The 26,894-nt window shown below is 46.2% G+C and carries 30 protein-coding genes; 12 read left to right on the forward strand and 18 right to left on the reverse strand.

Annotated features, from left to right (window positions below):
* The 4 genes from GZ1_RS12830 to GZ1_RS12845 all read right to left on the reverse strand — a co-directional run.
* The coding region (locus GZ1_RS12830; protein ID WP_060788612.1) for an AAA family ATPase at nt 1-1,058 on the reverse strand (1,058 nt) is incomplete at its 3' end.
* 42 nt (nt 1,059-1,100) lie between these two features.
* Nucleotides 1,101-1,988, reverse strand: a complete 888-nt coding sequence (gene galU / locus GZ1_RS12835) for a UTP--glucose-1-phosphate uridylyltransferase GalU (RefSeq protein WP_011232739.1) — start codon at nt 1,986-1,988, stop codon at nt 1,101-1,103.
* Nucleotides 1,989-2,246: 258 nt separating this feature from the next.
* Nucleotides 2,247-3,305 carry a BtaManbiosPhlase gene (locus GZ1_RS12840; protein ID WP_060788613.1) on the reverse strand — a complete coding sequence of 353 codons (1,059 nt, stop codon included), beginning with the start codon at nt 3,303-3,305 and terminating at the stop codon, nt 2,247-2,249.
* 2 nt (nt 3,306-3,307) lie between these two features.
* A complete protein-coding gene (locus tag GZ1_RS12845) occupies nt 3,308-4,255 on the reverse strand; it encodes an MTP-1 family protein (RefSeq protein WP_060788614.1) in 948 nt (315 codons plus the stop codon).
* A gap of 352 nt (nt 4,256-4,607) precedes the next feature.
* On the opposite strand from GZ1_RS12845, the gene GZ1_RS12850 reads away from it, so the two are divergent.
* From GZ1_RS12850 to GZ1_RS12870, 5 genes are all read left to right on the forward strand, one after another.
* Nucleotides 4,608-5,891: an ABC transporter substrate-binding protein gene (locus tag GZ1_RS12850; RefSeq protein WP_060788615.1), complete on the forward strand. Its 1,284-nt coding sequence runs from the start codon at nt 4,608-4,610 to the stop codon at nt 5,889-5,891.
* 112 nt (nt 5,892-6,003) lie between these two features.
* Nucleotides 6,004-6,915: a carbohydrate ABC transporter permease gene (locus GZ1_RS12855; RefSeq protein WP_232722120.1), complete on the forward strand. Its 912-nt coding sequence runs from the start codon at nt 6,004-6,006 to the stop codon at nt 6,913-6,915.
* Nucleotides 6,878-7,771 carry a carbohydrate ABC transporter permease gene (locus tag GZ1_RS12860; protein ID WP_083509306.1) on the forward strand — a complete coding sequence of 298 codons (894 nt, stop codon included), beginning with the start codon at nt 6,878-6,880 and terminating at the stop codon, nt 7,769-7,771. Before GZ1_RS12855 ends, GZ1_RS12860 begins: the two co-directional genes overlap by 38 nt.
* Nucleotides 7,772-7,828: 57 nt before the next feature.
* On the forward strand, nt 7,829-8,509 hold the full coding sequence (locus GZ1_RS12865) for a DUF624 domain-containing protein (RefSeq protein WP_060788617.1): 681 nt from the start codon (nt 7,829-7,831) through the stop codon (nt 8,507-8,509).
* Nucleotides 8,510-8,559: 50 nt separating this feature from the next.
* Complete coding sequence (locus GZ1_RS12870) at nt 8,560-9,573, forward strand: LacI family DNA-binding transcriptional regulator (RefSeq protein ID WP_060788618.1); 1,014 nt, start codon at nt 8,560-8,562, stop codon at nt 9,571-9,573.
* Nucleotides 9,574-9,612: 39 nt separating this feature from the next.
* Here GZ1_RS12870 and GZ1_RS12875 read toward each other — a convergent pair whose 3' ends face one another.
* Both GZ1_RS12875 and GZ1_RS12880 read right to left on the reverse strand, forming a co-directional pair.
* Nucleotides 9,613-10,506: an Rpn family recombination-promoting nuclease/putative transposase gene (locus GZ1_RS12875; RefSeq protein WP_013524772.1), complete on the reverse strand. Its 894-nt coding sequence runs from the start codon at nt 10,504-10,506 to the stop codon at nt 9,613-9,615.
* Between the two features lie 205 nt (nt 10,507-10,711).
* A complete protein-coding gene (locus GZ1_RS12880; RefSeq protein ID WP_060788619.1) occupies nt 10,712-11,644 on the reverse strand; it encodes a DMT family transporter in 933 nt (310 codons plus the stop codon).
* A gap of 260 nt (nt 11,645-11,904) precedes the next feature.
* Between GZ1_RS12880 and GZ1_RS12885 the strand changes: the two genes are divergently transcribed.
* Nucleotides 11,905-12,378 (forward strand): hypothetical protein, encoded by a 474-nt coding sequence (locus GZ1_RS12885; RefSeq protein ID WP_060788620.1) that lies wholly within the window; start codon nt 11,905-11,907, stop codon nt 12,376-12,378.
* Between the two features lie 43 nt (nt 12,379-12,421).
* On the opposite strand, the gene GZ1_RS12890 is transcribed toward GZ1_RS12885, so the two are convergent.
* Nucleotides 12,422-12,622 (reverse strand): hypothetical protein, encoded by a 201-nt coding sequence (locus tag GZ1_RS12890; protein WP_011232749.1) that lies wholly within the window; start codon nt 12,620-12,622, stop codon nt 12,422-12,424.
* Between the two features lie 233 nt (nt 12,623-12,855).
* On the opposite strand from GZ1_RS12890, the gene GZ1_RS12895 reads away from it, so the two are divergent.
* The 4 genes from GZ1_RS12895 (at nt 12,856) to GZ1_RS12910 (ending at nt 15,724) form a co-directional block, all read left to right on the forward strand.
* The gene (locus tag GZ1_RS12895; protein ID WP_060788621.1) at nt 12,856-13,353 is read left to right on the forward strand and encodes a L,D-transpeptidase family protein; all 498 of its coding nucleotides are present in this window, start codon (nt 12,856-12,858) and stop codon (nt 13,351-13,353) included.
* A gap of 204 nt (nt 13,354-13,557) precedes the next feature.
* Nucleotides 13,558-14,496 (forward strand): RpnC/YadD family protein, encoded by a 939-nt coding sequence (locus GZ1_RS12900; protein WP_060788622.1) that lies wholly within the window; start codon nt 13,558-13,560, stop codon nt 14,494-14,496.
* 147 nt (nt 14,497-14,643) lie between these two features.
* Nucleotides 14,644-15,102: a MerR family transcriptional regulator gene (locus GZ1_RS12905; protein ID WP_013524778.1), complete on the forward strand. Its 459-nt coding sequence runs from the start codon at nt 14,644-14,646 to the stop codon at nt 15,100-15,102.
* A 13-nt stretch (nt 15,103-15,115) separates the two neighbouring features.
* Nucleotides 15,116-15,724, forward strand: a complete 609-nt coding sequence (locus GZ1_RS12910) for a DUF4411 family protein (RefSeq protein WP_060788623.1) — start codon at nt 15,116-15,118, stop codon at nt 15,722-15,724.
* A 370-nt stretch (nt 15,725-16,094) separates the two neighbouring features.
* On the opposite strand, the gene GZ1_RS12915 is transcribed toward GZ1_RS12910, so the two are convergent.
* The 11 genes from GZ1_RS12915 to GZ1_RS12965 all read right to left on the reverse strand — a co-directional run bounded on the left by GZ1_RS12915 (nt 16,095) and on the right by GZ1_RS12965 (nt 25,264).
* Nucleotides 16,095-16,484: a hypothetical protein gene (locus GZ1_RS12915; RefSeq protein WP_044744270.1), complete on the reverse strand. Its 390-nt coding sequence runs from the start codon at nt 16,482-16,484 to the stop codon at nt 16,095-16,097.
* A 12-nt stretch (nt 16,485-16,496) separates the two neighbouring features.
* On the reverse strand, nt 16,497-17,417 hold the full coding sequence (locus tag GZ1_RS12920; RefSeq protein WP_060788624.1) for an ADP-ribosylglycohydrolase family protein: 921 nt from the start codon (nt 17,415-17,417) through the stop codon (nt 16,497-16,499).
* 99 nt (nt 17,418-17,516) lie between these two features.
* A complete protein-coding gene (locus GZ1_RS12925; protein WP_157074370.1) occupies nt 17,517-18,263 on the reverse strand; it encodes a hypothetical protein in 747 nt (248 codons plus the stop codon).
* 210 nt (nt 18,264-18,473) lie between these two features.
* Nucleotides 18,474-18,713 (reverse strand): hypothetical protein, encoded by a 240-nt coding sequence (locus GZ1_RS12930; RefSeq protein ID WP_060788626.1) that lies wholly within the window; start codon nt 18,711-18,713, stop codon nt 18,474-18,476.
* A gap of 362 nt (nt 18,714-19,075) precedes the next feature.
* Complete coding sequence (locus tag GZ1_RS12935; protein WP_373278106.1) at nt 19,076-20,422, reverse strand: MFS transporter; 1,347 nt, start codon at nt 20,420-20,422, stop codon at nt 19,076-19,078.
* A 54-nt stretch (nt 20,423-20,476) separates the two neighbouring features.
* Nucleotides 20,477-20,677: a hypothetical protein gene (locus GZ1_RS12940; RefSeq protein WP_060788628.1), complete on the reverse strand. Its 201-nt coding sequence runs from the start codon at nt 20,675-20,677 to the stop codon at nt 20,477-20,479.
* 897 nt (nt 20,678-21,574) lie between these two features.
* Nucleotides 21,575-22,201, reverse strand: a complete 627-nt coding sequence (locus GZ1_RS12945; protein ID WP_060788629.1) for a 4Fe-4S single cluster domain-containing protein — start codon at nt 22,199-22,201, stop codon at nt 21,575-21,577.
* Nucleotides 22,201-22,920 (reverse strand): helix-hairpin-helix domain-containing protein, encoded by a 720-nt coding sequence (locus GZ1_RS12950; protein WP_060788630.1) that lies wholly within the window; start codon nt 22,918-22,920, stop codon nt 22,201-22,203. Before GZ1_RS12950 ends, GZ1_RS12945 begins: the two co-directional genes overlap by 1 nt.
* Nucleotides 22,921-22,924: 4 nt before the next feature.
* Nucleotides 22,925-23,137: a DUF2997 domain-containing protein gene (locus GZ1_RS12955; RefSeq protein ID WP_060788631.1), complete on the reverse strand. Its 213-nt coding sequence runs from the start codon at nt 23,135-23,137 to the stop codon at nt 22,925-22,927.
* A gap of 10 nt (nt 23,138-23,147) precedes the next feature.
* Complete coding sequence (locus GZ1_RS12960) at nt 23,148-23,594, reverse strand: DUF1257 domain-containing protein (protein ID WP_060788632.1); 447 nt, start codon at nt 23,592-23,594, stop codon at nt 23,148-23,150.
* Nucleotides 23,595-23,617: 23 nt separating this feature from the next.
* Nucleotides 23,618-25,264, reverse strand: coding sequence for a Ycf46 family AAA ATPase (locus GZ1_RS12965; protein ID WP_060788633.1), 1,647 nt, complete (start codon nt 25,262-25,264; stop codon nt 23,618-23,620).
* A gap of 635 nt (nt 25,265-25,899) precedes the next feature.
* Between GZ1_RS12965 and GZ1_RS12975 the strand changes: the two genes are divergently transcribed.
* Entirely contained in the window at nt 25,900-26,430 is a 531-nt protein-coding gene (locus GZ1_RS12975) for an IS630 family transposase (RefSeq protein WP_060788635.1), read from the forward strand.
* A partial coding sequence (locus tag GZ1_RS12980; protein ID WP_060788636.1) for an IS630 family transposase occupies nt 26,427-26,894 on the forward strand: 468 nt, incomplete at its 3' end. The genes GZ1_RS12975 and GZ1_RS12980, both read left to right, overlap by 4 nt.

The following is a 26,894-nucleotide window of genomic DNA, read 5'->3' on the forward strand; positions in this document are numbered from 1 at the left end:
AAAGCAGACAAAATGTACGGGCTATGAGTCGTAATCACGAGCGTACTATTCGTCACATTCAGCAACAACGCAAATAAGGCAACCATTTCTTTTTGTGCGTTCGGATATAAGTGTGCCTCGGGTTCTTCAATCACCATAAACACTCGCTGCCGTTCCAGAATGATTGTAAATATCAGCAGCAAAATCCAAACGACTTCCTGTTGTCCAGAAGATGAAAATTTCAGTTTTGTATACTCTCTTTCATTAAAAAAAATCCTTTCCCCATAATCAGAGAACATGTATTTCCCTTTCATCACGCCTTCGATCATCTTGATGGCCAGTCGGATTGCCTCAAAGTCAATTTTTTCTGTCGAGAATTTTTTTCGATCTTCGATGATTTCCTCAAACGAATGCGAAAACATCTTCTTTAGTAGATTAATTCGCTCGATAAACTGTTCTGTCAACACATCGAGTTGCTGCGGGTTAATATCCTGAAGCTGATCCGACAATGTGGCAACTAAACTCCTCCCTGCAGGGATAAAAATGGGTGTTTTGGAATCGCCGAATACCTCAGTGATCGCTGCTTTGACCTTTTCTAACACATTTTGTTGACGCACTTTCCACGAGGAGACATTCCAAAAATCATCCAACTGTTGTTCTTCATATTGCATTTCCTTTTTCATCTGCACAACATGTTTAAAATTTTCCTGAATCTCCCGTTTTAGCGGATCGCTGAAATGGATTTGTACATAACCGTCCTTTAAATCAAGACGGACAAACTTTTCAACATCATACTCATAACGAATATGAAACGGTTTCATATGTTTGGTTGTGCCAAAGTACCCAACAAATTTTCTCCGAAGACGTTTATTGAACTCAAAAAATGGGTTGTTTTCTTCCGTTTGACGTACTGAAAGCAAATAGTTTACCCATTCATCAGGAATCGATTGAAAGAAAAAAATCAATTTGCTGATCGTACTTTTTCCGCTCGCTTGGGGGCCAATCAAAACGGTAACATCCGTGATCTCCTCATCAAACAGCTTCACAGGACCAAAATGTTCAATCCGTATGCGCGCCACATCCTACCCTCCTTTTTTGTCTTCATCTTCTGAAAAATTTGATTAGTTGTTCTTCGATCCCTTCGCCTCTGCCACCACCCGCTCCAAAAACGAAAGCAAGTCATCCCGCAGCTCCTCGTTTTGCAAGGCAAACTCAATCGTCGTTTCGATAAAGCCGAGCTTTTCGCCGACATCGTACCGCTTTCCTTCAAATTCATAGGCAAACACGCGCTGAATTTCATTCAACCGCCCGATCGCATCGGTGAGCTGAATCTCCCCGCCTGCGCCGGCTTCCTGTTTCTCTAAAAACAAGAAAATTTCCGGCGTCAACACGTAGCGGCCGACGATCGCCAAGTTCGACGGCGCTGTGCCCGGAGCTGGTTTTTCCACGAAGCGGCGCACTTGGTAGCGCCGGCCTTGCTGCTCGAGCGGGTCGATGATCCCGTAGCGATGCGTTTCTTCCTCCGGCACGCGCTTGACACCAATCACCGAGCTGAACGTTTGTTCATACTGCTCAATGAGCTGTTTTAAACAAGGCTTTTCCGCCTGGACGATATCATCGCCCAACAACACCGCAAACGGCTCGTCTCCAATGAAATTGCGCGCGCACCAAACCGCATGCCCGAGCCCTTTCGGCTCTTTTTGGCGAATGTAGTGGATGTCCACCTTCGACGGCTCTTTCACTTTCTCAAGCAGATCCAGCTTCCCTTTTTGCTTGAGCATCTGTTCCAGCTCAAACGCGTAGTCAAAATGATCCTCAATCGCCCGCTTCCCTTTCCCGGTGACGATGATGATGTCCTCAATGCCTGAGGCGATGGCTTCTTCGACAATATATTGAATCGTCGGCTTATCAACGATCGGAAGCATCTCCTTCGGCATTGCCTTCGTCGCCGGCAAAAACCGCGTCCCAAGCCCGGCCGCCGGAATGATCGCTTTGCGTACTTTTTTCATCTCCGATGGTTCCTCCTCTATCCGATGATCATCTGTTCTTTCGAGTCATGGCCAGTGTCTTTCATTGCCCAGCCGCAAACCGCTCTGCCGACCTGACCGATGAATCGGCGTTGTTTTTATTATACCAAATCCTGTTGAACGGAAAAGAAACGAAACGACGCAATGAACGTTGAACGCTCTCCCACCTGCGCTCACGGTATGTTCGCGGCAAACCAAAAAAGAAACGCCCGACACATCAGGCGTTTCCCGTTTACAAGTTCATTCCTTGACAAGCGAATCCAAAATCTCGCTAAGCTTCAGCTCGATGCACGCCATCGACGTATCCGCGGCGCCGTAATACATTTTTACGATATCGCCATCGACAATCGCCCCGCATGAAAACACGACGCGGCCGAAAAAGCCGTTCACCTCATAATCCGCTTCCGGCTCGACAAGCGGCTGCTCCGAGCGGGCGAGAACTTTGGATGGGTCGTTCAAATCGAGCAGCACCGCCCCCATGCAATAGCGGTGGTCATCCGATGCGCCGTGGTACAACTCAAGCCAGCCGCGCTCCGTTTTGATCGGCACCGCTCCGCCGCCGATGCGGGCGCTGTCCCACTTCCCTTCGCGCAGACCGAACAAAAAGCGATGATTCCCCCAATGAAGCAGATTCTCTGACTCGGCAATCCACACCTCAGGGCGGCCGTTGCTTCTCGGCACCGGGCGATGAAGGGCGTAATACTTGCCGTTGATCTTCTCCGGAAAAATGAGCACATCTTTGTTTTCCGGCGCGAAAATCATGCCGTGGTGCGTCACCGTCTGAAAGTCTTTTGTCGACACCATCACCTCGCCGACTCCTTTTGGCGACACGGCGCTGAAATAAATGTAATACGTGCCGTCAATGCATGTAATGCGCGGGTCTTCAATACCGAATGTCTCGAGCTCATTCGATGGATAGACGAACGGGCGGTCGTCGATCACAAACCGCCGCCCGTCCCGACTGCGGGCGAGGCGCAAATACGAAAGCGACGTCAAATAGGCGAACCGCTCCGCCCCCGCCTCTTTAATAACGCGCGGGTCGGAAAAATCGTAGCGCGGATCGTCTTGGCGAAATTCGTAAACCTCGACCTTCCCCGTCTTTGGATTCCATACCGGCGCTTTCACGATATTCGGGTCATCCGACACGGGGCGCTCCGCCACCCGAAGCAGCAGCAACACCTCCCCTTGGAACATCGCCACCCCGGCGTTAAACGCCCCGATCACTTCAAACCCATCGTGATACGGCGGCACATCGTTCGGCGTAATGAGCGGGTTCTCTTCATAGCGGTAAAGGTGCATCGTCACCCCTGCCTTTCGTATTTCGTAAATGGATCCACGATCGTGAGTTTTTGCGCTTCTGCGTCACTTGTTCCAGCGTAAAAATCGGCCGTGCCGTCCCCGTTGCGAATCAGTCCGCCGCTAAACACGACATCCGCCAAATCCGGACGCTTCGCCGGGCCATCGAGGAAATGGGCTCTTGTGGCGATCAACTCCATGTCCGACGCTTCCCCCGTATCCGGATTGAACGCAAACACCATCGGATAATAGTGGCGGTTCCGCTCGTGATCGAAACAAGCAATATGGCCCAAGACGCCGACGAGCCCATTGTCAAGCAAATGCACCTCATTGGCGCCGCCCCATTCTTCATCCGAAAATTGGCCGTCAATGAGCGGAGCCTTCTCAATCGCCTCCACCGTCAACTCATCGAGCGCACCGATGCGGGTGAAGCCGATTTTTCCGCGTCCGCCTTTTGCCCCTTGCGGACGGGTGAAGACCCCAACCGACCCATCCCGCAGCTCGACAAGACGAATGTCTTTCATCCCGTCGGGACCGGTGAAAAAACGCGCCAATTCCTTGATCGTGTTTCCGCGGTACAACACCGTCCGCCAATACAACTTCCCGTGAAGCACAGGATGCGGAAACGTCTCCACCCCCCCAAACACAAGATGCCCGTGCACCCGCGAAACAAACGGATCCTGCAGCGCAAACACCGGCGCCCCTTCCCGCGGCACCCATGTCCCTTCACGCTCGACGAAAAAGTAGACTTCGGATTGCTCGCTGTCTCGTGCCTCCACCCGTCCGGCAATGACCCACTCGCCATCATCTTCAAACGGCGCGGAAATGTTGTACACATCCCGCTCACCGACACCGGCAAACACGAGCTTCTCCGCCCGAAGCGGCTGCGGTGCACGCTGAAATTCCTCAAGCAGTGTCTTGCAAGTCTTCATGGTCGGCGTCCTCAATAGCATCCATATCCCCCTAACTCTCTCATTTATCACACGAATAATCAAGTTACAATATAGTAATTAACAATATGCATTTTCACATTACAAAACGATAAACTATCAAGTCAATATCTTTTCGATATTTTTACTCAATATTACACGCACCATGTTAGGTTCATACCTACAGTATCAAATAAATAACGCAAAACGATGTCTTGTAAGCAAAAATGAAAACGACCCCTCCAAACTATGTAATTTAAGTTTTGTTAATTGACAAAATCGAAAAATAATGTAATAATCAGGTTACAAAATACTTTATTTTTTAACTGCTATTGTTAGCGCTACCAAAACAGTTAACAAAAAGGGGGAGAACAATGTGAAAAGAAACTTTTGGCGAAAAGTCATATCTGGAGTCGCCGTTGCTTTCATGTTAACTGGAATGATTGGATGCTCTGACAGTTCAAACACAGCGAAAGAGGGCTCCTCTTCGTCTAGCAACAAAAAAGTAGAATTAAAGGTTGGAACCTGGGCAGGTGCTCAGGAATTAAAAGAATTCCAAGCAATCGTCGACAAATTAAATCAACAAGCAAAGGACTATCATCTAACAATCCAAAGCATTCCAGCTGATTATTACAAGAAAATTCAAACGATGGCTGCTGCTAAGCAAGCCCCTGATTTATTTTGGCTATCCCAGGAGTACATACCTATGTACGCGAAGTTAGGAGTAATCTCACCAATTGATGAATATGTAAAGGATCACCCAGAAGTAAACCTTGATGATTACTTTGAAGGGCCATTGAAAATTGGGGAAGTAGATGGAAAATTGTATGGCCTTCCTTGGATTAACCAACCAGTAATGCTCTATTATAACCAAACACTCTTTGAAAAGTATGGAGTGGAACTTCCGAAACCGAACTGGACATGGGAGGATTTTAGAAAAGCAGCCATCAAGCTGACAAAGGATACAAATAACGATGGGAAAGTTGACCAGTTTGGAACTGTTGTTGATGGATGGCCGCCAATCGCACTCTGGATTTGGACATATGGTGGAGAAATTGTCGACAAAGATGGGAAAGTGCGCATCGATGAGCCTGAAGCAATCGAAGGCATTAAAATGTTTGATCAACTAATCAACAAAGATAAAGTAACCCCGTCTAAAACACAGGCCCAAAATACCGGTGGACCTGAAATGTTCAAAACTGGAAAAGTAGCTATGTTCTTCGGTGGGGCTGGTGACGATTTGGAAAAACAAATCGGGGACGCATTCAAAGTCGGTATGACAAAAGTACCTCATGCAACGAAAGAAGCGACATTCAGTTGGATCGCTGCCACCGTTATGTCAAGTACAACGAAAAACAAAGAAGTAGCAGCAGAAGCGCTGATCGATCTAACGAACGCGATTCACGAGTGGAAAATACTTCCCCCAACAAAATCAGATTTAACAAATGTAGCGAAAATTCGCCCTGACAAAGCATATGCTATTGATGTAATCAAAGAAAGCTCGACCATTTCGCGTGGCTTCAATAACCAAGATAAACAAAATGAATTGGATACAGCGATTTGGCAACAGTTGTATGAACCAATCCTTTTAGGCAAAAAATCGCCTGAACAGGCTGCAAAAGATGCTGGGAATGCTCTTCGCAAAATTTTAGGTCAATGAAAATTAAAGAAGAGGCTGTCTACCTCGCGATTTCAAGACGGCCTCTTCATTTCTGTATTTTTTGATGATTCATTGAATGGTTTTTATCCTAAACAATATGAAGGTGGGACTCGTGAAAAAGAACATTAAGAAATATGAAGGGTATATATTTATCCTACCATGGATCTTAGGATTTTTTATTTTTACTATTTTCCCCATTGGATTCGCCTTCTATATCGGTTTTACTGATTGGAATTCGTTTACTGAACCTAAATTTATTGGTCTAGATAACTATATTTCCCTTTTCAAAGACCCAAATTTCTTAAATTCTTTAAAAGTTACCGTTATCTATGCTGCATTCGCTATCCCTTTAGGTATCGTATCTTCTCTCTTAATTGCTGTAATTGTTAATGTAAAAGTGAAAGGAATCTACCTTTTTCGTACTGCCCTTTATCTCCCAGCTGTCGTTTCGGGCGTATCGATTGCCCTACTGTGGAGATGGATTTTAGACCCCGACTACGGTTTGATCAATTTTCTTCTTTCTTATATAGGGATTTCAGGGCCTAATTGGCTCGGTGACCCGGCTTGGGTATTGCCTTCGTACGTGATGATGGCCATTTGGGGAGCGGGGGGTGGAATGTTGACTTACCTTGCCGGCTTACAAGATATTCCTCGAAGTTTATACGAATCGGCTGAAATTGACGGAGCCGGTTGGTGGACTAAATTTCGTCACATTACCCTTCCGATGCTTAGCCCCGTGATTTTTTATAATCTTGTCATGGGCATCATCGGAGCATTTCGTAAATTCAATGATGCCTACATCATTGGAGGCGCAGGTAATCAAGCACAATTTTACATGGTTTATCTATATGAGAACGCCTTTAATTTTTACAAAATGGGATATGCCACAGCGATGGCTTGGATTTTATTTATCATTATTTTATTGTTGACTTTACTCGTGTTCAAAACCTCTCCCCTCTGGGTCTTCTATTCAGGGGAATTAGAGAATGGCAAAAAGAAAAAAACAAAAAATAAAAGTAGGTGAGTTAACCATGCCATCATTGACGATCACTCAACGGAAACGCATCCAAACCATTTTTGTCTATCTGTTCTTGATCGTCTCTTCAACAGCTACAGTGTTGCCTTTACTATGGATGATTTCAACATCATTAAAATCTGGAAGTGTTATTTTCCAAATCCCTCCTCAGTGGTTTCCTGATTCTCTTCATTGGGAAAATTATCAACGCGCCATTACGGATATTCCATTTTTCTTATACTTAAAGAACACTGTCATTATTACATTTTTTCGTATGATTGCTGAGGTGTTTGTTTCTGCTTTAGTAGCTTATGGATTTGCCCGTTTTGACTTCCCCGGAAAAAATATTTGGTTTATGATTTTATTATCAACGATTATGTTGCCGGGAGAAATCACAATGATTCCTGTATTCATCATGTTCAGCAAATTAGGATGGATCAACACCTTCAAACCGCTGATTGTTCCTGCCTTCTTCGGGGGACAAGCTGTATTCGTATTTTTGTTGCGCCAGTTTTTTCTCACCATTCCGCGCGAGTTAGAAGAAGCGGCACTTATGGATGGCGCGTCACGATGGCAAATATTTTATAAGATTTTCTTACCTTTATCAAAACCTGCCTTAGTAACAATCGCTCTGTTCTCGTTCCAGGGTTCATGGAATGACTTGCTCGGACCCTTAATGTACCTGAACGACTCGAATAAATTTACTCTCCAACTCGGACTTGCCATGTTTAATGGAATGACAAAAGTCGAGTGGGGCCCTCTGATGGCAGCTTCCTTGCTTGTGTTGCTTCCAACATTAGTTTTATTCTTTTCCTTGCAGAAATACTTTGTCGAAGGCATTTCCATTACCGGCATTAAAGGATAAATGGGGGAAGAAAAGCAGAATTCCCCTGCCTCGACTAATTAGGAGGAATAGAGGGTCATGTCAACAATGGATATGCAAAACAATTTGTTTTATCGGCTGATTTTACATATTTATTGGCTCACTGTCTGTAATTGTTATTTCTTTTTATTTTGCATCCCATTTTTATTATCTTTATTTTGGTTTTGGAATCACCCGAACACTATCACGTTGTTACTCACATTGGTTTCCTTTATTCCGATTCCACCTGCTTTAACAGCCTCGTATCATGTAATGGGAAAAATCATCAGGGAAAAGCAGGTAGAACTCACAAAATCATTTTTTTACGGAGTCAAAACCAACTTTATCCAATGTTCTATGCTGGGGCTCTTCCAAGCAATCCTTACTATCATTTTGGCAGTCGATATCTTATTTATGAAACAACATGCGCTCGGTTTATATGTCATACCATTTTTATATATCTTATTATTGTTAAACGTATGTGTAGGAATATACTTATATCCTTTACTTTCTTATTTTCAAATGAAAAGTTGGGCTGCCATAAAATTAGCCATTTGGTGCTTCACGACAAAGTGGAAAACGACAATCATTTTATCAGCTCTTATTGCATTATTATATTTATTATTGTACCATTTTCCTAAAATACCTTGGTATCTTGTTGTTGGACCTTTTTGCTTTGCTGTTATGTATATCACAAGTCATCTATTTGTGGAAATCGAAGAGCACTTTCAATCCAATTAAACTTTTTATGACAATAATGATAAGCAAATCGAATAGTAGGTGTAGACTACATGAAAAAACGCATCACCATGCAAGACATCGCCGATCGACTGAACATTTCCAAAAACTCGGTCTCTCAAGCGCTGCGCGGCAAAGAAGGGGTCAGCGAAGAAACGAGGGAGCTTGTGAAGCGTGTAGCCAAAGAAATGGGGTATGAATATCCCGCCTCCCGCGCGAAGTCGCGCGGCAAACCGCCGAGGCAATTCGCCCTCATCGCCTCCGACCGCACGTTTTCGCTGAAATTTTTTGGCGAAATCTACTTAAGCATTGAACAGGAAGCGCTGTCACACGGCATGAAGCTGCACATCCAATCGGTGAACAAAGAACAAAAAGAACGGCTTCTTTTGCCTTCGTTCATCGAGGAAAAACAAGTCGACGGCGTGATCGTCCTTTCCCACATCAGCACCGAGTACATCCAACAAATCGTCGCCACCGGCATCCCGACCGTCCTGGTCGACCATCACCATCCGAACATTCCAGCCGATGCGGTGCTGACAAACAATCGGTTCGGGGCGTATGTGGCCGTCCAGCATTTGTTGGAGCTCAACCATACTGACATCGCGTTTGTCGGCGACGTCAACTATTCGCCGAGCTATCAAGAGCGGTATGAAGGGTACTTATTGGCGCTGAAAGACTATGGGGTGAAGCCGAACGAGGAGTGGATGTTCTGCCAGGCGCAAGAAGACGAAACGGTCATCGCAGGCTACATCCGCGAGCTGAAGCGGCAGCCGACCGCCTGGTTTTGCGTCAATGACGGGCTTGGCTTTTTCGTCAGCACCGGCCTGCAGCAGTACGGGCTAAAAGTGCCCGATGACGTTTCCGTCTGCAGCTTTGACAACGGACAGCTTTCGCAAATCGCGACGCCGAAAATCACGACCGTCGACATCGACCTGAAGCGCTACGGCAAACGAGCGGTGGAATTGTTGCGATGGCGGTGGGACAACCCGAACGAACCTTTTCAGGAAGTGCTATTGTCTACGAAACTGATCAAACGGGAATCCACAGCAGCAAAACCAACGCGCTAGGGCGGGGCTGGCCTTTTGCCCCGCCTGTTTGATTTCCATTCACTTGAAGCCGCTTTGTTTCATTTCCTCAATCTCCGTCACAGGCAATCCGGTCAGTTCGTGAATCGTCTGCGCATCAAACCCTTTCATCAACATCCGTTTCGCAATGTGCCGTTTTTCTTGTTCCGCTCCCTCTTTGCGCCCTTCCTCCCGTCCTTCCTTTCGGCCTTGAATTTTTCCCTTTTGCTCGTACGAAATGATCAATTCCAGCACGCGTTCTTTTTCTTTCGTCTCCATTTGTTCCACCTCACTTCGAAGCTGTTGTTCTTCTTCATCGGACAGCTTCACATACGTTTCAAAAAAGCCCATCAACAAACGCTGTCTTGCCTCGTCTAGCTCAAGACGCACCAACATGCGCAAAAATTGCTTTTTCAGTTCCACTCGTTCACTTTCAGTATACCCCATTTTGCTAAGCAGCGCAGCCGCCACCGGGTTGTCGGTGCGGATGAATTGGCGCCAGTTTTGCTTGCGCAACTCCACATGGAAAAAGCGAAAGTCAAGCACATCGCCAAACGGAAAGGAGAGCGTGAACGAAGAGGGTTCATCTCGGATGGCATCATAGCTGAAGACGGCAATCGGAATGATCGGAGTGCGGTATTTTTCAAACAAGCGGCTGAAGTAAAGAAACATTCTTTCTGGAAATGACGATTGAACGTACGCTTGGTTTTCTACGTGAACAATGATCAATCCGTCTTTTCCTTTGAACTTCGTCTCGACGAGCAGGTCAACGCGGTACTTCTCCCCAGCCGTTACGTCCGTAAACAGCTCTTCGGACAAAAACGACAAATGGTTGAAATCAATATGCTCATGCATATCCGGGAAAAAGAGCAGCACAAATTCCTCAAAAAACGTCTGTAACAACTCCTTGAACAACCGGTCGTGATCGATCGCCATACATTCACCTCACACGAATGGGTTTCGTATTCTCTTTTTCGACATCATCAAGCAAAATAATCCTGCCGATGGCACAAAAAAAGTGGCCGTCCCTTTTCAAAAAGGACCGCCAAGACACTGACTGCCACGTGAAGCCCTCCCTCTTTCCGAAACGAATAGTTCGCCCGTTACACCCAAGACCGCGAAGTGAGGGATCCCAACGCGGCTACATCCCCACCTTCCGCCCCCCAGCCGCCACTTTCGCCCGGCGGAAGCGGGCGCTCATGTCATCCAATCCCCCGCTGCCAAGCACGACGCCCGCCACGATGAACAAAAAGCCTGCCAGTTGCCCGAGCGAGATCGTCTCATCGAGAAACCAATAAGCGCCAAGCAAGGAAAAGAGCGGATTCAAGTTGATGAACACCGCCGACTCGGCGGGGCCGAGGTGCTGCACCGCCTGGTTGTAAAACATATGGCCGAGCGCCGTCGCCACGACCGCCGAAGCGAGAAAAATCATCCAAAGCGACGGTGTGCCGTCTTTCAAACTCGACACGCCGCCTGGTTCCAGCACGAGGCTTAAAACAAACAGCCACACCGACCCGAACACCAACATCCACCCTGTCATCACCCGCGCTTCGACCGTCGCCTTTTTGATCATAATAAAGCTGATCGCTTGCGCCAACACCGCCAAAAACACGTATACGTCCCCGACCGACAAATGGCCGAGACCGCCATCGCCGTTTGCGACGACAAACACGACGCCGCAAAACCCCGAGGCAATGCCAAGCAGCCGAAACACCGTCAACCGATGACGCAAAAACATCATCGCCAACAACGACGTCACCAGCGGCACGAGCCCTAAAATCAATCCCGCATTCGCCGCCGTCGTCCTCGTCAGCCCAACCGAAAGGAAAAAATGGTGGGCAACGACGCTGAACAGCGCCGCCACCCCGATCTGTTTCGCCTCATTCCAACTGACTTTCCGAAGCTGCCCGCTCCCCCATAAAAACAAAAGCACGACCACCCCAGCCGTGAAAATGCGCAGCGCCGTCAACGTCACAGGCGCGAAATGATCAACGAGAATTTTCAACGCCGTCACATTCAATCCCCAGGCGACCATAATCCCGACAAGCAACACATAAATGAATGATCTCTTCATCCCTCTCTCCCTCTCCTGCACGTTCGGTTTTTCTCAACATGGAAAAGGAAAAACGGAGCCGATGGACGCTCCGCTTTCCCACCCGTTTCCGCATAGAACGAATGAATTCACTTCCGCTGCAATGGCTTCTGCCCTCTATTTTACTACACCACAGCGGATTTTTTGACTCAAAAGCACCGTCATATCGAGCGCTCTTCCTTTCTCCGCCCATATCGGCCGTCCATCGTGCATATGGTATAACAGAGAGGAGAGAAGACCCCATGTTCCCACGCTACCGCCAAAAAACGATCCGAGCCAGGACGGGGGTGGCGGTTCTCACCGCCGCCGCCGTGTTGGTGGCGATTTTGACCCTGTTTCTTTCGAACGAACAAAATGAGGCGAAGGAAATCGTAGACACGTTTTACCGCTATGAACAGGCAGGGGATTTTGGCAGCTCTTGGGAGCTGTTTCACCCGCTCATGAAAAAGAAATTCCCAAAAGACGTCTACATCCAGCGCCGCGCCCACGTCTTTATGCAAGACTTCGGCGTCGAGACGTTCGACTACCGCATCGATGAGGTGGAAAACCTGTCGTCATGGTCGATGTCTGATGAGAACAAACCGCTTCACGACGTGTATCGCGTCCGCGTCATTCAGACGTTCCATAGCGTCTTTGGCGTGTTCGAGATCCACCAAGACGTCTTCGTCGCCACAGAAAAAGGGGAAAAGAGCATTTTGTTCCCTTACCGCCCGTAACCCCCAACATCGATGCGGCCCCGATATCGACCGGGCGCCGCTTTCACCGCTCCTTCCATTCCTCGATGATCTCAAGCGTCCGATTAATGCCGACATTGTATATCAACAGCTTAAGCAAGTTTTCCCGCTCCTCTTTCGTAAAAAAGAGATCGCCGTCAATGATCTCAAGCGGGACAGGGGAGAGCTCGGCATACAGCTCATAATCAACCTTCTGTCCTTCCGGTTTTAGGACAAACGTTCTCATTCGCGCCATCCTCCTTTTTCACCTACACGTTTTGACAAGAAACACCCGTTAGGCAACGCTCCCTGTCAAGTATAGACTAACGCACAGCGCGTTCATACGGCATTGGCGGCCGCATGCCATGCGCATGAGACTCTCTTCCCATTTGAGCAACCTCATCCGAATCTTCTCATACACTAATGTATCATCAATCGGAGCTGGTTTCTCCATCCAGCGAAAAAAAGGAGCGAAATGCCATGTACAAACATATCGTCAAACGCGGGGAAACGATCGCTTCCATCGCCCGCGACTACCGGACGTCCGTCGAGGCCTTGCTTCGGGCCAACGGCTTAACGGCCTCGTCCGTCATCTTCCCTGGCCAAGGGATCGTCATCCCCCACCTTCCGCCGAAAGGATCGATTCCGTACACGATCCACATTTCGATCAGCCGCCGCCAGCTGACGTTAAAACACCAAGGGCGGACGATCCGCACGTATCCCGTCGGCGTCGGGAAAATGGTCACCGCCACGCCGATCGGCGACTTTGTCATCGTCAACCGCCAGCCGAACCCAGGCGGACCGTTCGGCGCGATGTGGTTAAGCCTATCCAAAATCCATTACGGCATTCACGGCACAAACGACCCGTCCTCAATCGGCAAATACGTATCCAAAGGCTGCATCCGCATGCACAACAAAGACGTGCTCGAGCTCGCCTCCATCGTCCCAAACGGAACGGAAGTGTTTATTCGGCCGTGAAGGCAAAACAGTGTCATCCGTCTGTTCTGCCGAGAGTCAATAGATGAAGGAGCGTTTTACCTGCTAGAGGAATCTTCCATTTTCAGTGAAATGCTGTTCGCTCTCATCGGGTGACCAACGTGTTTCCGCCCGCGATGGCAGCTGACAACCGGTCGGTCAAGTAGTATAATTTAGATAAGATAAAAAGCGAATGGAGTGGAGACGATGGCAGGCGGGATCTCGCATCACGCCAAGGACATTTTGTTCAAATCACTCAGCGCATTGTACCAAAATCAAGCCCTCGATGTATACGGACTTCACGGACTCCCGCGGATCAAAGCAGTGCTGCCAACCGAATTTCCGTCTGTACGGGCGGATGAACGGCGCGCCGACACCGTGTTTCTTCTCGAAGACGATTCCATTTTGCTTCTTGAGTACGAAAGCAACGAACGATTTCTCGACAACCATTTGAAGTATCTCGATTATGCCTGTCGGCTCCTTCACACATACTATCAACAGGAAAAACGAATCCGTCCGGTTCGCATTGTGGTCATTTACACAAGCGATGTCACGAGCGCCCGCGAACAGCTTGACGCCGGCGACGTGCTTCTTTCATCCAAAGCGGTGCTGCTTGGCGAATTCAACGGCGATGCCATTTTCCATGCCATTGAAGAAAAAGTCCACAACGGCGAACCGCTCACTCCGGAAGAAACGATGAAACTCATCCTCGTTCCGCTCATGCACACCCGCTTCGACCGGCAAACGATGATCGAAAAAACGATCGAACTGGCAAAAACGATCGACGACGAACCGAAACAGCTGCACATCATCGCCGGCGTCCTGACCGCCACAGACAAATTCATCGACCGGTCATACGCCGAAAAAGTAAAGGAGTGGATCAAAATGAACAAAGTGTTCCGTCTGTTAGTCGAAGAACTTGAACAAGAAAGAGAAGAAATGTTGAGGAAAGTAATGCAGGAAAAAGAGCAAGCCCTGCAAAAAATCGTACAGGAAAAAGAACAAGTGATTAAGCAAGCCGAAAAACAGAAAGCCATTGAAATCGCCAAAAACTTCCTTGATGTCTTGCCCATCCACGAAGTGGCGAAACGAACCGGCCTGACCGTCGCCGAAGTCGCCGACCTCGCAAAGGAAATGGACCGATAGGCAGCACAAAAGAGCCGCAACCGCGCGGCTCTTTTCATCTTCCCTTTGCTGCTTGGCAAGATCTCAATTTCTTTTGTTTCCTTTTTTTCTTTTGTTTCTCCAGCCAAAATAGTATAATGGATATAAACATCAAGGAGGGAAAGAAAAATGAGTACTTTGTCCCGCAAAACAGAAACCCGAAAGACAGCCCCCCCACCTCTTCACGAAACTGTACTAAGCGACAACGTTCGACGTTATGTAGAATTGGTCCAACAGTCGCTTGAACTTGAGAAGCGAAAAAAAGAAATCTATTCCAACCTAAGCGACCAGGAAAAACAGAGCGTACGGCATATTCTTACCGAAATGGCGGAACAAACAATTCCAGATGATCTCCATGTCCGCGATGTGGCTCTTCTGCTTGATGTCACGCCGCAAATGGTGCGCCGTTATTGCGCAGAAGGAAAAATCGAGGCTTACCAACGGCTTGGAGACAGTGGAAAATGGATCATCCCGGCCGCACAGTTTTTTCACCACCCAAACTGGCCTTCATTTCTCCAAATGAGAGAACAGCTGAAAAGCCAGTCGATTCGTATCGCGGAAAAAATGGAAAAAGAGTTTGGAGAATAGGAGAAAGTTCTTCATGAGCGGAAACGGCACGGAAACAAAAGCATATTTGCTGGATACAAACGTATTCCGATACAAGTCAAGCCCATCTGCCCACACGAACCACAAAAAAGCCGCCAAGCGTTTTTGGAAAGATGTTTTGCAGGAAGTTCGCCATGAAGAGGCTGTGCTCTATATCCCTAAAGAAGTCATCCGAGAGCTTGAATTGCAATCCTACACACTTGGCGAAAAGGAAAGGCAACGGATCTCGGAATTGTTGGAAAATATAACGATAACGATTCCCGATTGGACAACTCCCGATATGGAACATCAAGTAAGGAAAATGGTGGCTTATATTCGCTCTGAATACCAGAGGAAAATCAATGCCATGAGAGACATGGAATACGGCAGCGTGTCTGATGCCCGTATCCTGCTAACCGCTTGGCAATACGACTGCATTCTCGTCACAGCCAATATAAAAGATTTTGCGCTTTATCCTCTTCTGTTTCCTCAACACGAACATAGACTGCTTAATCTTTTATCAAATGATTATATCACCATTTCTCCGAGCATATATGACACCATTCATCATGACCCAATATTCACGGGCATGCTCCAAGAATTGAATGACTTCATCAACAGATGATTTAGACCGCATCGTCTTCCTAAAAGCACAACAAAGTCATTTCTCTATTTTGCCGGTCGCCAATGGCAAACCGCAGAGCCGATCAAAACGAAACAAGCATTCCTTGTTATCACTTCCTCCCAGAATGATGTTCCTGATGCCGGAAACAACAAAGCGAATCGGGCTGACCGTCGCCGAAGTCGCCGATCTCGCGAAGGAAATGGACAACGATCAGCCGCCGTCCCCATAGCGCCAAAGAACCGCCACCGTGCGGCTCTTTTCATCCGCTTTTTCCCCACAGGAATCAGTGCTGTTCTTGCGTGTAGAACAAGCAACAGCCGGACTTTGCCTTTGGTTTTTCGCCGCAAAAGCGGGCACACTTCAAAGCGCGTCAAACACTCTTCTCCCCGCTTGCCAGCCGCCAACGTGCCTCATCCGTTAACAACAAATACGGACGGCGTTTCCCCTCCTCCTGGCGCATCACTTTCTCCGTCCACGGGTGAAGCAAAAACAGCCCTAACTTTAGACGGGATTCCGGGTCCACCATTTTTTGCCGCACGCCATCTTCATGGGCGATGAGTTTTTCAATCACGTTGAGCATCGCCTTCTTGCTTAGAAACACTTCCTTTTCCTTCGAACTCAAGCGCACGGTAATCCCCTCATCAGAAAACGAGACGACGCGAAACGCTTCCTTCCCTTTGAACGTCGATACGATTTTTCCTTCGTACAGTTCAACCAACAACGATTTCCACATGTTCTCGGCAAACGTTTGTCGATCCATCCGTTTCACCCCCTATCCTTCTTTGTCCCTCATTCCATTCGCCCCATCCGCACCGCTCGAACTGAACGAACGCCGAACATCCGCCAATTGCAACGCCAGTTTTTCCAATTCATCAGCGCAAACGATCGCTTCCACAAACCGCTTCGGCAGCTGGCTGTATCCGATTTCCAGCCCTTTCAGTCCTCCCGCAATGGCTGCAATCGTATCGCTGTCTCCACCCATATTCGCCGCCGAAATGACGACATCTTCGAACGAGTCACAACGGAGCAGCCAATGCAGCACCCACCCCATCGTATGGACGACATACCCGTCAGGAGGGTAGACAGGCGTCACCATAAGCAGCGGCTCATAACGGGTATGCTCCACTTCTTTCCGAATCGCCTTGGCGAGCGGCTCTCCTTGAAGCACCCGAAAGGCGACGCGGTTGTAAATCAGGCACGCCTCTGTCGCCCGTTCGTCCGCATGCGTCATGCGGGAATGCAAAGCCGTTATTTCTTCCATCTTCTCTTGGTCCGCATATGCCAGCGCGATCGGCAAACAGCGCATCAGTGACCCATTGCCTGCACATCTTCCCCCTAACTCCTCGCAAGCCTGCACCGCGGCCGCAAACCAGTCGCCCTGATACCGCCTCAACACCGTGCGGATGATGATGCCGACATCGGGCGGGTCAGTCTCGTACCACCGCCAAAACTCTTCGCCAATGTCATGAATCGGGCATGTCGGATCGCGAATAATCCCCCGCGCCACCGCGATCGTCATCGCCGTATCGTCCGTTACTTCCCCGGGCTTCAAGTCAAGGAAACCGCCGCCAATGATGTCCGTCACCTTTCCATACTTACGGCGGACGTCATCAGCGCTCATAAACTCCGTCGTCGCCCCAAGCGCATCCCCGATCGCCACCCCAAACAGTCCGCCTTTGATCCGATCCAGCACCCTGCAGGCTCCCCCCTTCTCTATGTATGAACGGCCTCAATTGTCAAAACCATCGATTGCGATTCATCGCGGCTGCGCACCGCACTGCCCTAAAGGTCTTCAGGCCGACGTGAAGTTGTTCTCCGGATTCCCGTCCGGATTCGTCCGCTCATAGCCGCCGCCCTGTTCCTCGGTCAAATTCACATCAGTATTCCCGTCGCCGTCGCGCCAATATCCTTCAATCCACTGCCCGTCACGCCAATGTCCTTCCACCCAGTGCGGGCGGACATGATGCGTTCCCGGACTTTCGTCTGACTCGACGGCCGCAGCTGCTTCAAGGGACGCGGAACTGACCAGCTGACTCTGAACATCTGCACCATGGGTTTCCAAGTTCACATCTTCACTCCCCTCGACCCCATCACCGTAGTCTGCTCCATCGATCATGTCGACAATTCCGACAGCCAACGTTCCTATCGCCGCCGTTTTGGCGATGCTGGCCAGCCCGTTTTTCACCTTTTGGACGTCATCATCGCGCATCCCCTCATACACTTCCTTGCCGCTTTCGTATGTATATTTAGCGGTCTCATATACGCCTTTTGCCGTGCGTGAAATCGACTGGCCGATGCTCTCGATCCCCCTCTCAATCTTCGCCTCGTCCTTTTGGATAAGGCCGGAAGCCGTATTCCACACGCCGTCGACTGCCTGGCCGAACGTGTCGCCAGCGAACTCAGACGCCTTTTTCACCCCGTTTCCGACCTCTTTGAGAAAGCGGCTGTCCGCCAGTTCGCCGACTGCGTTTACCATTCCTCCGATCAATGCCCCTGTTGCCTTCCCTGCTAATCTGCCAAGTTCCCGAAACGCACTCAATGGAATTCCCTCCATGTCCGTCGATGTAGATGTCCGTTGTTTAATTTCGACCTTTTTCCTCAGAACCCTTTTCCTTCTATAAATTTTTTAAGAACGAAGACCCAGGACATAGGGACTTCCCAGCATTCCGGTGTTGACTAGTTCACAGATTTTTTCCCATAAATAAACCGCCCTATCATCAGGACGGACTTCCCGTTGGCATATGGTTCGTTATCCGATGTTCGTTTCCATAGATTCGCCAATCCCTCCTTTTTCTAATGCTTCTTTTGCCACCTGCAATACCTTTTGGAAATTCCCTATTCTATGAAAATATTTCATTAAAGCATATAGCATATCTAACGTGACATGTTCCTCTTTTGCCAGTTCTTCGTAATAAAAAGCCGCTTCCGCAAACCGATGGCGATTCTCCAAAAAAACCGCCTTGTGAAAAAGCTCCTCGCTTCTACTCATACTTTTGTCACCTAATTTTCTATTTTTTTTATCTTGATAAGTATATTTTAACCAATACAACCTAGGAATTTTGTCGAAATTGGTCGTATTAGCGGAATTTTTTGTATACATTTTTTATTTAAACAGCCTATATAGAGTGAACATCAACCGAAAAAATCGATCCACTAAAAAAGCTTCTCACTGTTGCGCGGTGAGAAGCTTTCCTAAATTTTTTTTCGATGACGCCACAAGGCGCACCGGGGCGCTCGGGCGGACGGCGGATTCCATGGCGGATTTGCGGCCGGTTGCTTTTTTCACATGTTTCCATCACTTCTTTGACGGAATCACCTTTGACAAGTGACAGGCACCCATAAAATCTCCCGTCAGCTTTCCGGTTCGGCAGGCGCCTGCGGCTTTACTTTCCGCAAAAAGAAAATGCCAAGGAGCACCATCACCAAAAGCGATCCCATCGCCAACCGATTGGCAATGTTTCCATACGAATGAAGAAGGAGAGTAATGCTTCCATAAATCGTCGGACCAATGATGGCCGACACTTTTCCGGAAAAAGCGAACAGTCCGAAAAATTGCCCTTGCTTGTCTTTCGGCGAAAGTTCGACAATATACGTTCTCGAAGTGACCCACATCGCTCCTAAACTGACGCCGAACAAACTTCCGGCGATCCACAAAGAAAGCTTGGAATAAGCAAACGCCCCTACTGCCAGCGCAATGCACATCATGATGCCAACATACAAAACCGCTTTTTTTGCCCCTTTGCTTCTCGTAATATAGCCAAAAAGAAAGGAACCTATAATGCTAGAAACGGTGGAAACTAAATATAAAAGGATAAATTCCCCCGCCGTAAACCCGGCAATGGCTTTGGCATAAACGGACATGATGGCGATCGTCGTCGCCACGGCATCATTTAAAAAGAAATAAGCAATCATGAATGTAAAAATGTGTTGATACTTTTTCATTTCTTTCAACGTCGCATAAATATCCCGATAGCCCGCAAAAAATCCGGTCTTTCGTTTTAGTGCAGCGGCTTCTTCTTTGACAAAGAAAAAAAGCGGTAAAGAAAAGAGGAGAAACAAAAGAGCACTTGGAATAAAAGCCCGGTAGTAATCCTTTTCGCCAACAAACGGATACACGGCAAGCCCGACAAGCGTTCCGACATATCCGACGGCAACGCCAAAACCGGAGATGAGCGGAATTTCCTGTTTATTCCCCAAACTCGAAATCATGGAATCGTAAAAAACGAGGCTCGAATGGTAAAAAAATTTTGCTGCGACAAATAAAAGCACGGTGATGACAAAAGACACCGGCAATCCAAAAATGAAATTCCCATGATTCGAATATCCGGCAACGCCCATAAGCAAAGTCGCTACAACCGCAAGAACTGTAAATATCCCAAGCCATTTCTTTCTTCTCCCAGTCCGGTCAATCCATGTGCCGTATAAAGGAGAAAATAAAACTAAAAAGAAAGAGGCTAACGCATTCGCATACGAAATAAATGTACTGGCGATCTGGTTCAAGCTCTCGCTTTTTCCCACCGTTTCCGAAACATAAAGCGGGAAAAAAATCGTATTCACATTCGAAGAAAAAATCGTATTCGCAAAATCATACAACGCCCACGATAAAACCGGCAAAGAAACATACAGTTTCCATCCCGGACGCCTCTTTGTCTCCAAAGACAAGGCATCTTCTATCTTTTCCACTGCGCTCTCCCCCATTCTTTCGGTTATGGAACGGTCGGCAAACCGCTTATTCTAAATATATAGGTTACCTTACATATTTGATGATTTTGTTTCGTTTACGTAAAATAAATCTTTATCTTTTTTACGAAGAACGCCTCTCCGGCTTCCAAAAAACGGCGCTTTTATTTTCACAAAATATACATAATATTTTAACAAATTATCGTGTATTTGTGCACCATCATCGTTTCCCGCCAATGGAGAGATCGAGCCGCCAATTGCCCCATCACCCATATGCATCCTTCCTCATCAAAGGAAACCGCCAAAAGCCGGATGGAAAACACCCGCAATCAACGCCCTTAGTTAGTGTGAGTCAAGTTTTTATGGGATCCTTTTCCCCTCTTTTTTACTTTAAAAAGAGGGCTCGGACTCCTTATAATTAAGAGTTTTCTAACTCCTTCTCTCCTCTTTTTCCTACGTTTTTAAAAACCTTTAATGGATTTCAAGGCAAGTCCACACGGTAATTTCGAATCATAGTGCACAGGCGCGCAAGAAAAAAGAAGAGCGCACCGCCTTCGCGGAAACGCTCTTCCGATAATCTTCATAGGGAAATCAGACGTTTGTCATTTTAAGTTGCCCGGAACGGATTTAGAAAGTCTTCCCGAGTTGGACGCCGCAACTGGCGATACCGCTGGACGTAAAATGCGCATATCGTTTCACCTCCTCTTTTTTAAAAATAGGATTCTGTCCATCTTGGTTATGAACTCGATCCGATTGATGGGCAATCTGATTTCTTCGGTGATATATTTCATCCATTCATTCATTTACTTCAACATTTTCTTTTCCTAGTCCCTTACATGTTAAATTGCAAATTTTTTCGTTAGATATTAACGCCAGAACTTCTTTTATTGTCTTATTAGCCATAAAAGTTTTATGACTACAACATACTGAAAGCAGCAGGCATCCGCCAGCTACTTTCACAGAAAACACGAAAAAGCACAAAGGGGACTTATCGGACAGCCTCTTTTTCGCTGCTTATCTATCCATTTTTTCCAATCATACAACAAAATAGAGATGGCCGTTTGAAATTTTTTTACTTAATTAGGTAGATTGCTTTGTTTCCTTTTTCCTTGAAACTTCTCTATCATCCACTTTTACCACGTTCATCAGAAAGATATGATGATCGACATTTTATTTTTTTCCTTTTATCTCATATTCTTCATCAAAAAAAATTTCCCCTAATGAGTCAAGCATGGCCATGCCGTTTACAGATATGGAACCGTCTGGGCTTAGTCTAACTTCGATTCTATTAGGAATTGTCGATAGTTGATCCCTTAAATGTTCATACCTTGATGTCAGGAAATGATACCTTTGGTTTGACGAACCGATCCAAGGGCGGCTTAAATCTATTTTTTCTTTTACAAAAGGGCCATCGATTAATAAATCGGTAACCTTTAAGAGCTCGATTTGCTCCTTGTTATTTGAAGATACAATATCTTCATATAAGTACCCTGTAAAAGTCATGACCGTTAAACCGATTTCTTTCACCATCGAAGCCAATTTTGCTAAAGGCAAGGCTTGATCAAACGGTTCGCCTCCAAGGAACGTAACACCTTCAATACCGTTTTCTCTTTTACTTTTTTCAATTTCTATAAACAACTCTTGAACCGTTTTCTCTTCACCTTTATTTTTATCCCATGTCCAAGGAACGGCACATCCCTTACAGCGAATCGAACACCCTTGCACCCAAAGGCAAGCCCTTTTCCCTGGACCTTCTACTGTTGTCAATGGTAAAAAACGATGAATCGTAAGCTTCATTAAAAGTCTACTACCCTTCCTTCATGTTTACCTTGTTTTCGTGCAGCTTCGACTTCAGGAAATTTAACAAATGGTTTAATCTTTTCAATGACATGCGGCTTTAATTGCAGGGATTCGGCAAAGTGTTCTAAAGATCGAAAACCGCCTTCCTGAGCACGGACAGCAACCACTTTTTTAGCCAATAGCCCGCCAATGGCAGAGATTGACGCAATTTCTTCTTCTGTCGCAGTATTAATGTCAATTGGTCTATCGATGGCACGACCTTCTATATTTACTTTTCCATCTTTCATATCCGCCTTATTTTTCACAGTTTCATCGATTGAAGGACCGTCCAAAGCTTCATACTCTTTTTTAATGGATTTTTTCAATTGTTCCAGCTCATTCTCTTTCAACGAAACTCTTGCTTCAAGACGCAGCAAATATTCGGCTCTCATTTTAAAAACATGAATAATAGAGACAATCCAAGCAATAAAATAGATTGCGAAGATAAGGTCATCCAACCAATGCTTTTCATCGATTGCTTCCATCGAAATGACAAACAAGATAAATGGTATGGAATAGAGCAGCCCCCAAATAAACCACTTTCTTTGTTTTACTCTATAGGCGGCATAAAAAAAAGAAACATAGTTAAAAAATCCAAACGATAGAATCGCCCAAAGCATCCAAATGGAATTCATGATTTCCCATTTTATCCCTTTATTTGTAATCGGCTTGCGCATTCTCTCACTCCCCTTTAATCATTTGCCGTTGTGTCTCATTCATTACAACATTTGTTTCAAAGTACTCATGTGTAAATTCAGAATCGATCGTTTCAGCTTCGAGCAATTCCTCTAATATTTGAATATACTCAAGACATTGCTTACCCTTCATCCCTGATGTCTCAGCAAAAATTTTCCCGTCCTCTGTGATTTTGATAATAATTTTTTTCTCTTCCATTTGGACCACCTTACGAATTTACTTTTAGAGTCAGCATAATCGTTCGATCTCCCTGTATTTCTTCTGACTCCAAAATAAAGCCTTTTTCTTTTGCTCTCTCGATGACCTTTCTGTATGTTTCTTGTTGAAGGACATATTTATATTCACTTGTAAGATTTTCAATAAAATTTGCAGCATCCTCCAACTTTACATCTTCATCAAAAACGGCTTCAAAAACACCATCGTTATTTTTTTGGAAAAGGATTTTTGTTTTTGCTATTTCTGTTTCGTAGTTGTCTTTTGTCAATACGTTTACATTGCATCCATATTGCTCCAATGCCTTTTGCAGCAAACTCTCATCCTTCATAATGGTCGTTACTTTGAACGTATGGTCCATTTCCCCTGTCTTTTCAAGCATTGCACTTACAGATTGTGTAATAGCGATTCCAATAGGAATTAACACTAATTCAATACTCACATTTCTCACCTTCAAATTTATTTTTAGAAATCTATCGTTCTTCCTCCGCGTGATCGGCGTACATCTTCATGATGACTGTTCTGATCACTGGCCACATATTCCTGCAAATCTTCTCGAGGGGTAGCCGTTACAGCCCGGACATTGGCCCATTGGCGAATCTGTTGAATTTGCTCAGCCTGTGTAACAGATAGAGGAACCATTTGTTTACACGCTTTTTCAAAATCCTCGAACGTGACACTTCGATCTTCGGAAAAAGCTTCAAACAAGCCATCAACAACGACCTGTTCAATTTCTGCTCCGATAAATCCTTCCGTTAAATCAGCTAGTCTGTTTAAATTTTCTTCTGATACAGTAAAAGAACCTATTACACCCGGATCTTTCAATCGTTTATTTAAATGAACCCGAAAAATTTCAACCCGTTCGCGATGGGTTGGAAGGTCAACGAAAAACACTTCATCGAAACGCCCCTTTCGCAAAAACTCTGGCGGCAAACTGGAAATATTATTAGCCGTAGCAATGACAAACACAGGCTTCGTTTTTTCCTGCATCCACGTTAAAAAGTGTCCAAAAATTCGTGATGCCGTACCGCTGTCGCCATTAGAATGTAACCCGCTAAAACCTTTTTCAATTTCATCAATCCAAAGAATGGAAGGGGCAATTGCTTCAGCCGTTTTGATGGCTTTTCGCATGTTTTCTTCACTACTACCGACGATTCCGCTGAAAATTTTCCCAATATCCAACCGTAATAATGGAAGCTGCCACATTGCACTAATCGCTTTACTAATTAAACTTTTTCCACACCCAGGAACTCCTGTAATCAATACTCCTTTTGGAGAAGGAAGTCCATATTTTTGGGCAGATTCCAGCCACGATTTGTTCCGTTTCTTAAGCCATCTTTTTAAATTCTCTAATCCGCCCACGTCATCCATATTTAAATGGCTATGTACAAACTCTAAAATTCCTGTTTTTTTAATAATTTGCTCTTTTTCTTCTAAAATCACTTCCACATCATTGATATCAAGCCTGCCGTCCTCTACCATCGCCCGAGCAAAAGCATTTTCTGCTTCCGAAAGGGTCAAGCCTAACGCTGCTTTCGCTAATTTTTCTTTTTCGTTCTCTTTTAAATCAATGGTAATTCGTCCGCTTTGCTTATTGACATCAATCATTTCCTCTAAAATGTGCATGATCTCTTCGAAAGTAGGGAGCTCAAAATCGATAATGGTAATATCCTTTTGAAGATCAGTTGGAAGCAGAAGGATCGGTGAAACAAAAATGACATTTTTCGGATATGCACTTTGCTTAATGCTTATAGTCATATCCCTTAATTTCCTGATTATTTGAAAATCCGGTAATCTCCCCTGATCTCCAAAGTAAATGTGAAAATCTTGAAGGACAAAAATAGCCGGTTCTTCGTAGCTCTCTATAAACTCTAACGCCTTCATCGGGTTTTTTGTATCATGAAACTGCTTATCGTTATTTGCCAGCCCTGTTGTTAACTTCCACGTGATGACTTCCCTAGGCGTTTTAATCAATGAAAGATCAGAAGCAATAGAGCGAATTAATGAAAGAACTCTTTCTTCTTCCCACGTAGAAATATAAAGAAATGGGAAACGGGCTCGTAGTAAATTGGCAATCGTTTTTTTCGTATTTGCTTTTTGACAGTTTGCCAATGAAACCTCCCCTTTCAATATACAAAAATATCACTAATATTACTATTTTACTGGTTCATCACCATAACTTGGGGTTGTTAATATAAAAATAGGTTCATCACCAAAAGATGTACTTGACTTTTAAAGACAAACATGATAGCAATGTTGCTCAAAGAGATGTGTGGTATAAAAAGGAAAAATGCTGTTTTGATTTTCTTTATCATAATCGTCTTTCTTTGTCAAGTACACTTTGTGGTGAAGAGCCATTTTACTGCATAAAATACAATTATTTCTATATTTCAACTATTGATCTGAGTATATTAATCATAAATTATATATATGCTCATTGAAAAGTTAACCTTCGTATAAGTGGTGCCCACTCCGGTTATACTGCTCCTAATGAAAAACATGGAAAAGGTCCATGGGCAGCACCCTTTGCCCTCCACCCGGCATGAAAATGACTGCTCAAGGCGCTGCATTTTCACGGAAAAGATCCATGGACAACGTTTTGTCCTCCACCCGGGGATGAAAATGACCGCTGAAGGCGCATGTATTTTCACGGAAAAGGTCCATGGGCAACGTTTTGCCCTCCACTCGGGCATGAAAATCACCACTCACCAACGTGGGATTTTCACGGAAAAGGAGCGGAATTCTGCATGAAACGTCTCAAAATCACCAACGATCACGGATGGACACCTCGGACACTTCGCAAACAGGAACGGAAAATCAAAAACACCCTTCTTCGCCAACGTGTGATGGCCGTCCGCCTGGTCATGGAAGGCTATTTGGGCAAAGAGGTGGCCTCCATGGTCAACGTGTGCCGACAAACTGTTTCCCATTATGTGTCGCTGTTCAACGAAGGCGGCCTTGAACTCCTGCTTCATCAGGATTTCGCCCCCGGGCGGGAGCCGTTTCTCACCGAAGAACAGCAGGAAAAGATCAAACAGCTTGTGTTGACCACTACTCCCGCGGAACTGGGCTGGGACGTCGCTTCGGCGTGGAACACCAAACTCCTGCAATCCTATGTCGCAAAGCAATTCGGTGTTTCCATTTCCCGCGAAGCGCTGCGAAAACTCCTGCACCGCAAAGGGCTGTCGTGGACACGGCCGACGTACACACTGGCGAAAGGAAATCCGGATGAGCAAAAGCAATTTGAAAAACAAATGGATCTGATAAAAAAAACTTGATCACCAAGGAGACAGAAGATGCTGTTCTTCTGTACATCGATGAAACCCATATCCGCTCTTACCATGTCTTGCGGTCCACATGGTCGGAAGTCGGCCGCCAAAAACAAGTGCCGACGTTCGGCCATCATGCCCACGTATCGCTGTTTGGCGCGGTCAACATCCACGATGGCGAAACGGTGCTTCATCAAACGACCGCTGCTAATGCCGCGACGTTCTTGGATTTCTTGAGAATGCTCAAACAGCGCTATTTAGACCGTCTCATGGTTTTGGTGTTGGATAACGCCCGCATTCACCATGCCAAAATGGTCAAGGAGTTTTTGCGGGAAGAAGGGCAGTGTTTTCACTTTATTTACCTTCCTCCCTATTCGCCACAGCTGAACCCGATCGAACGCTTATGGAAATGGCTGAAAGATACGGTGATTGCCAATGTATTTCACAAGGATCGCAACGATATCATTCAAGCC

The organism is Geobacillus zalihae NBRC 101842, assembly GCF_001544135.1.
GTDB lineage: Bacteria > Bacillota > Bacilli > Bacillales > Anoxybacillaceae > Geobacillus > Geobacillus zalihae.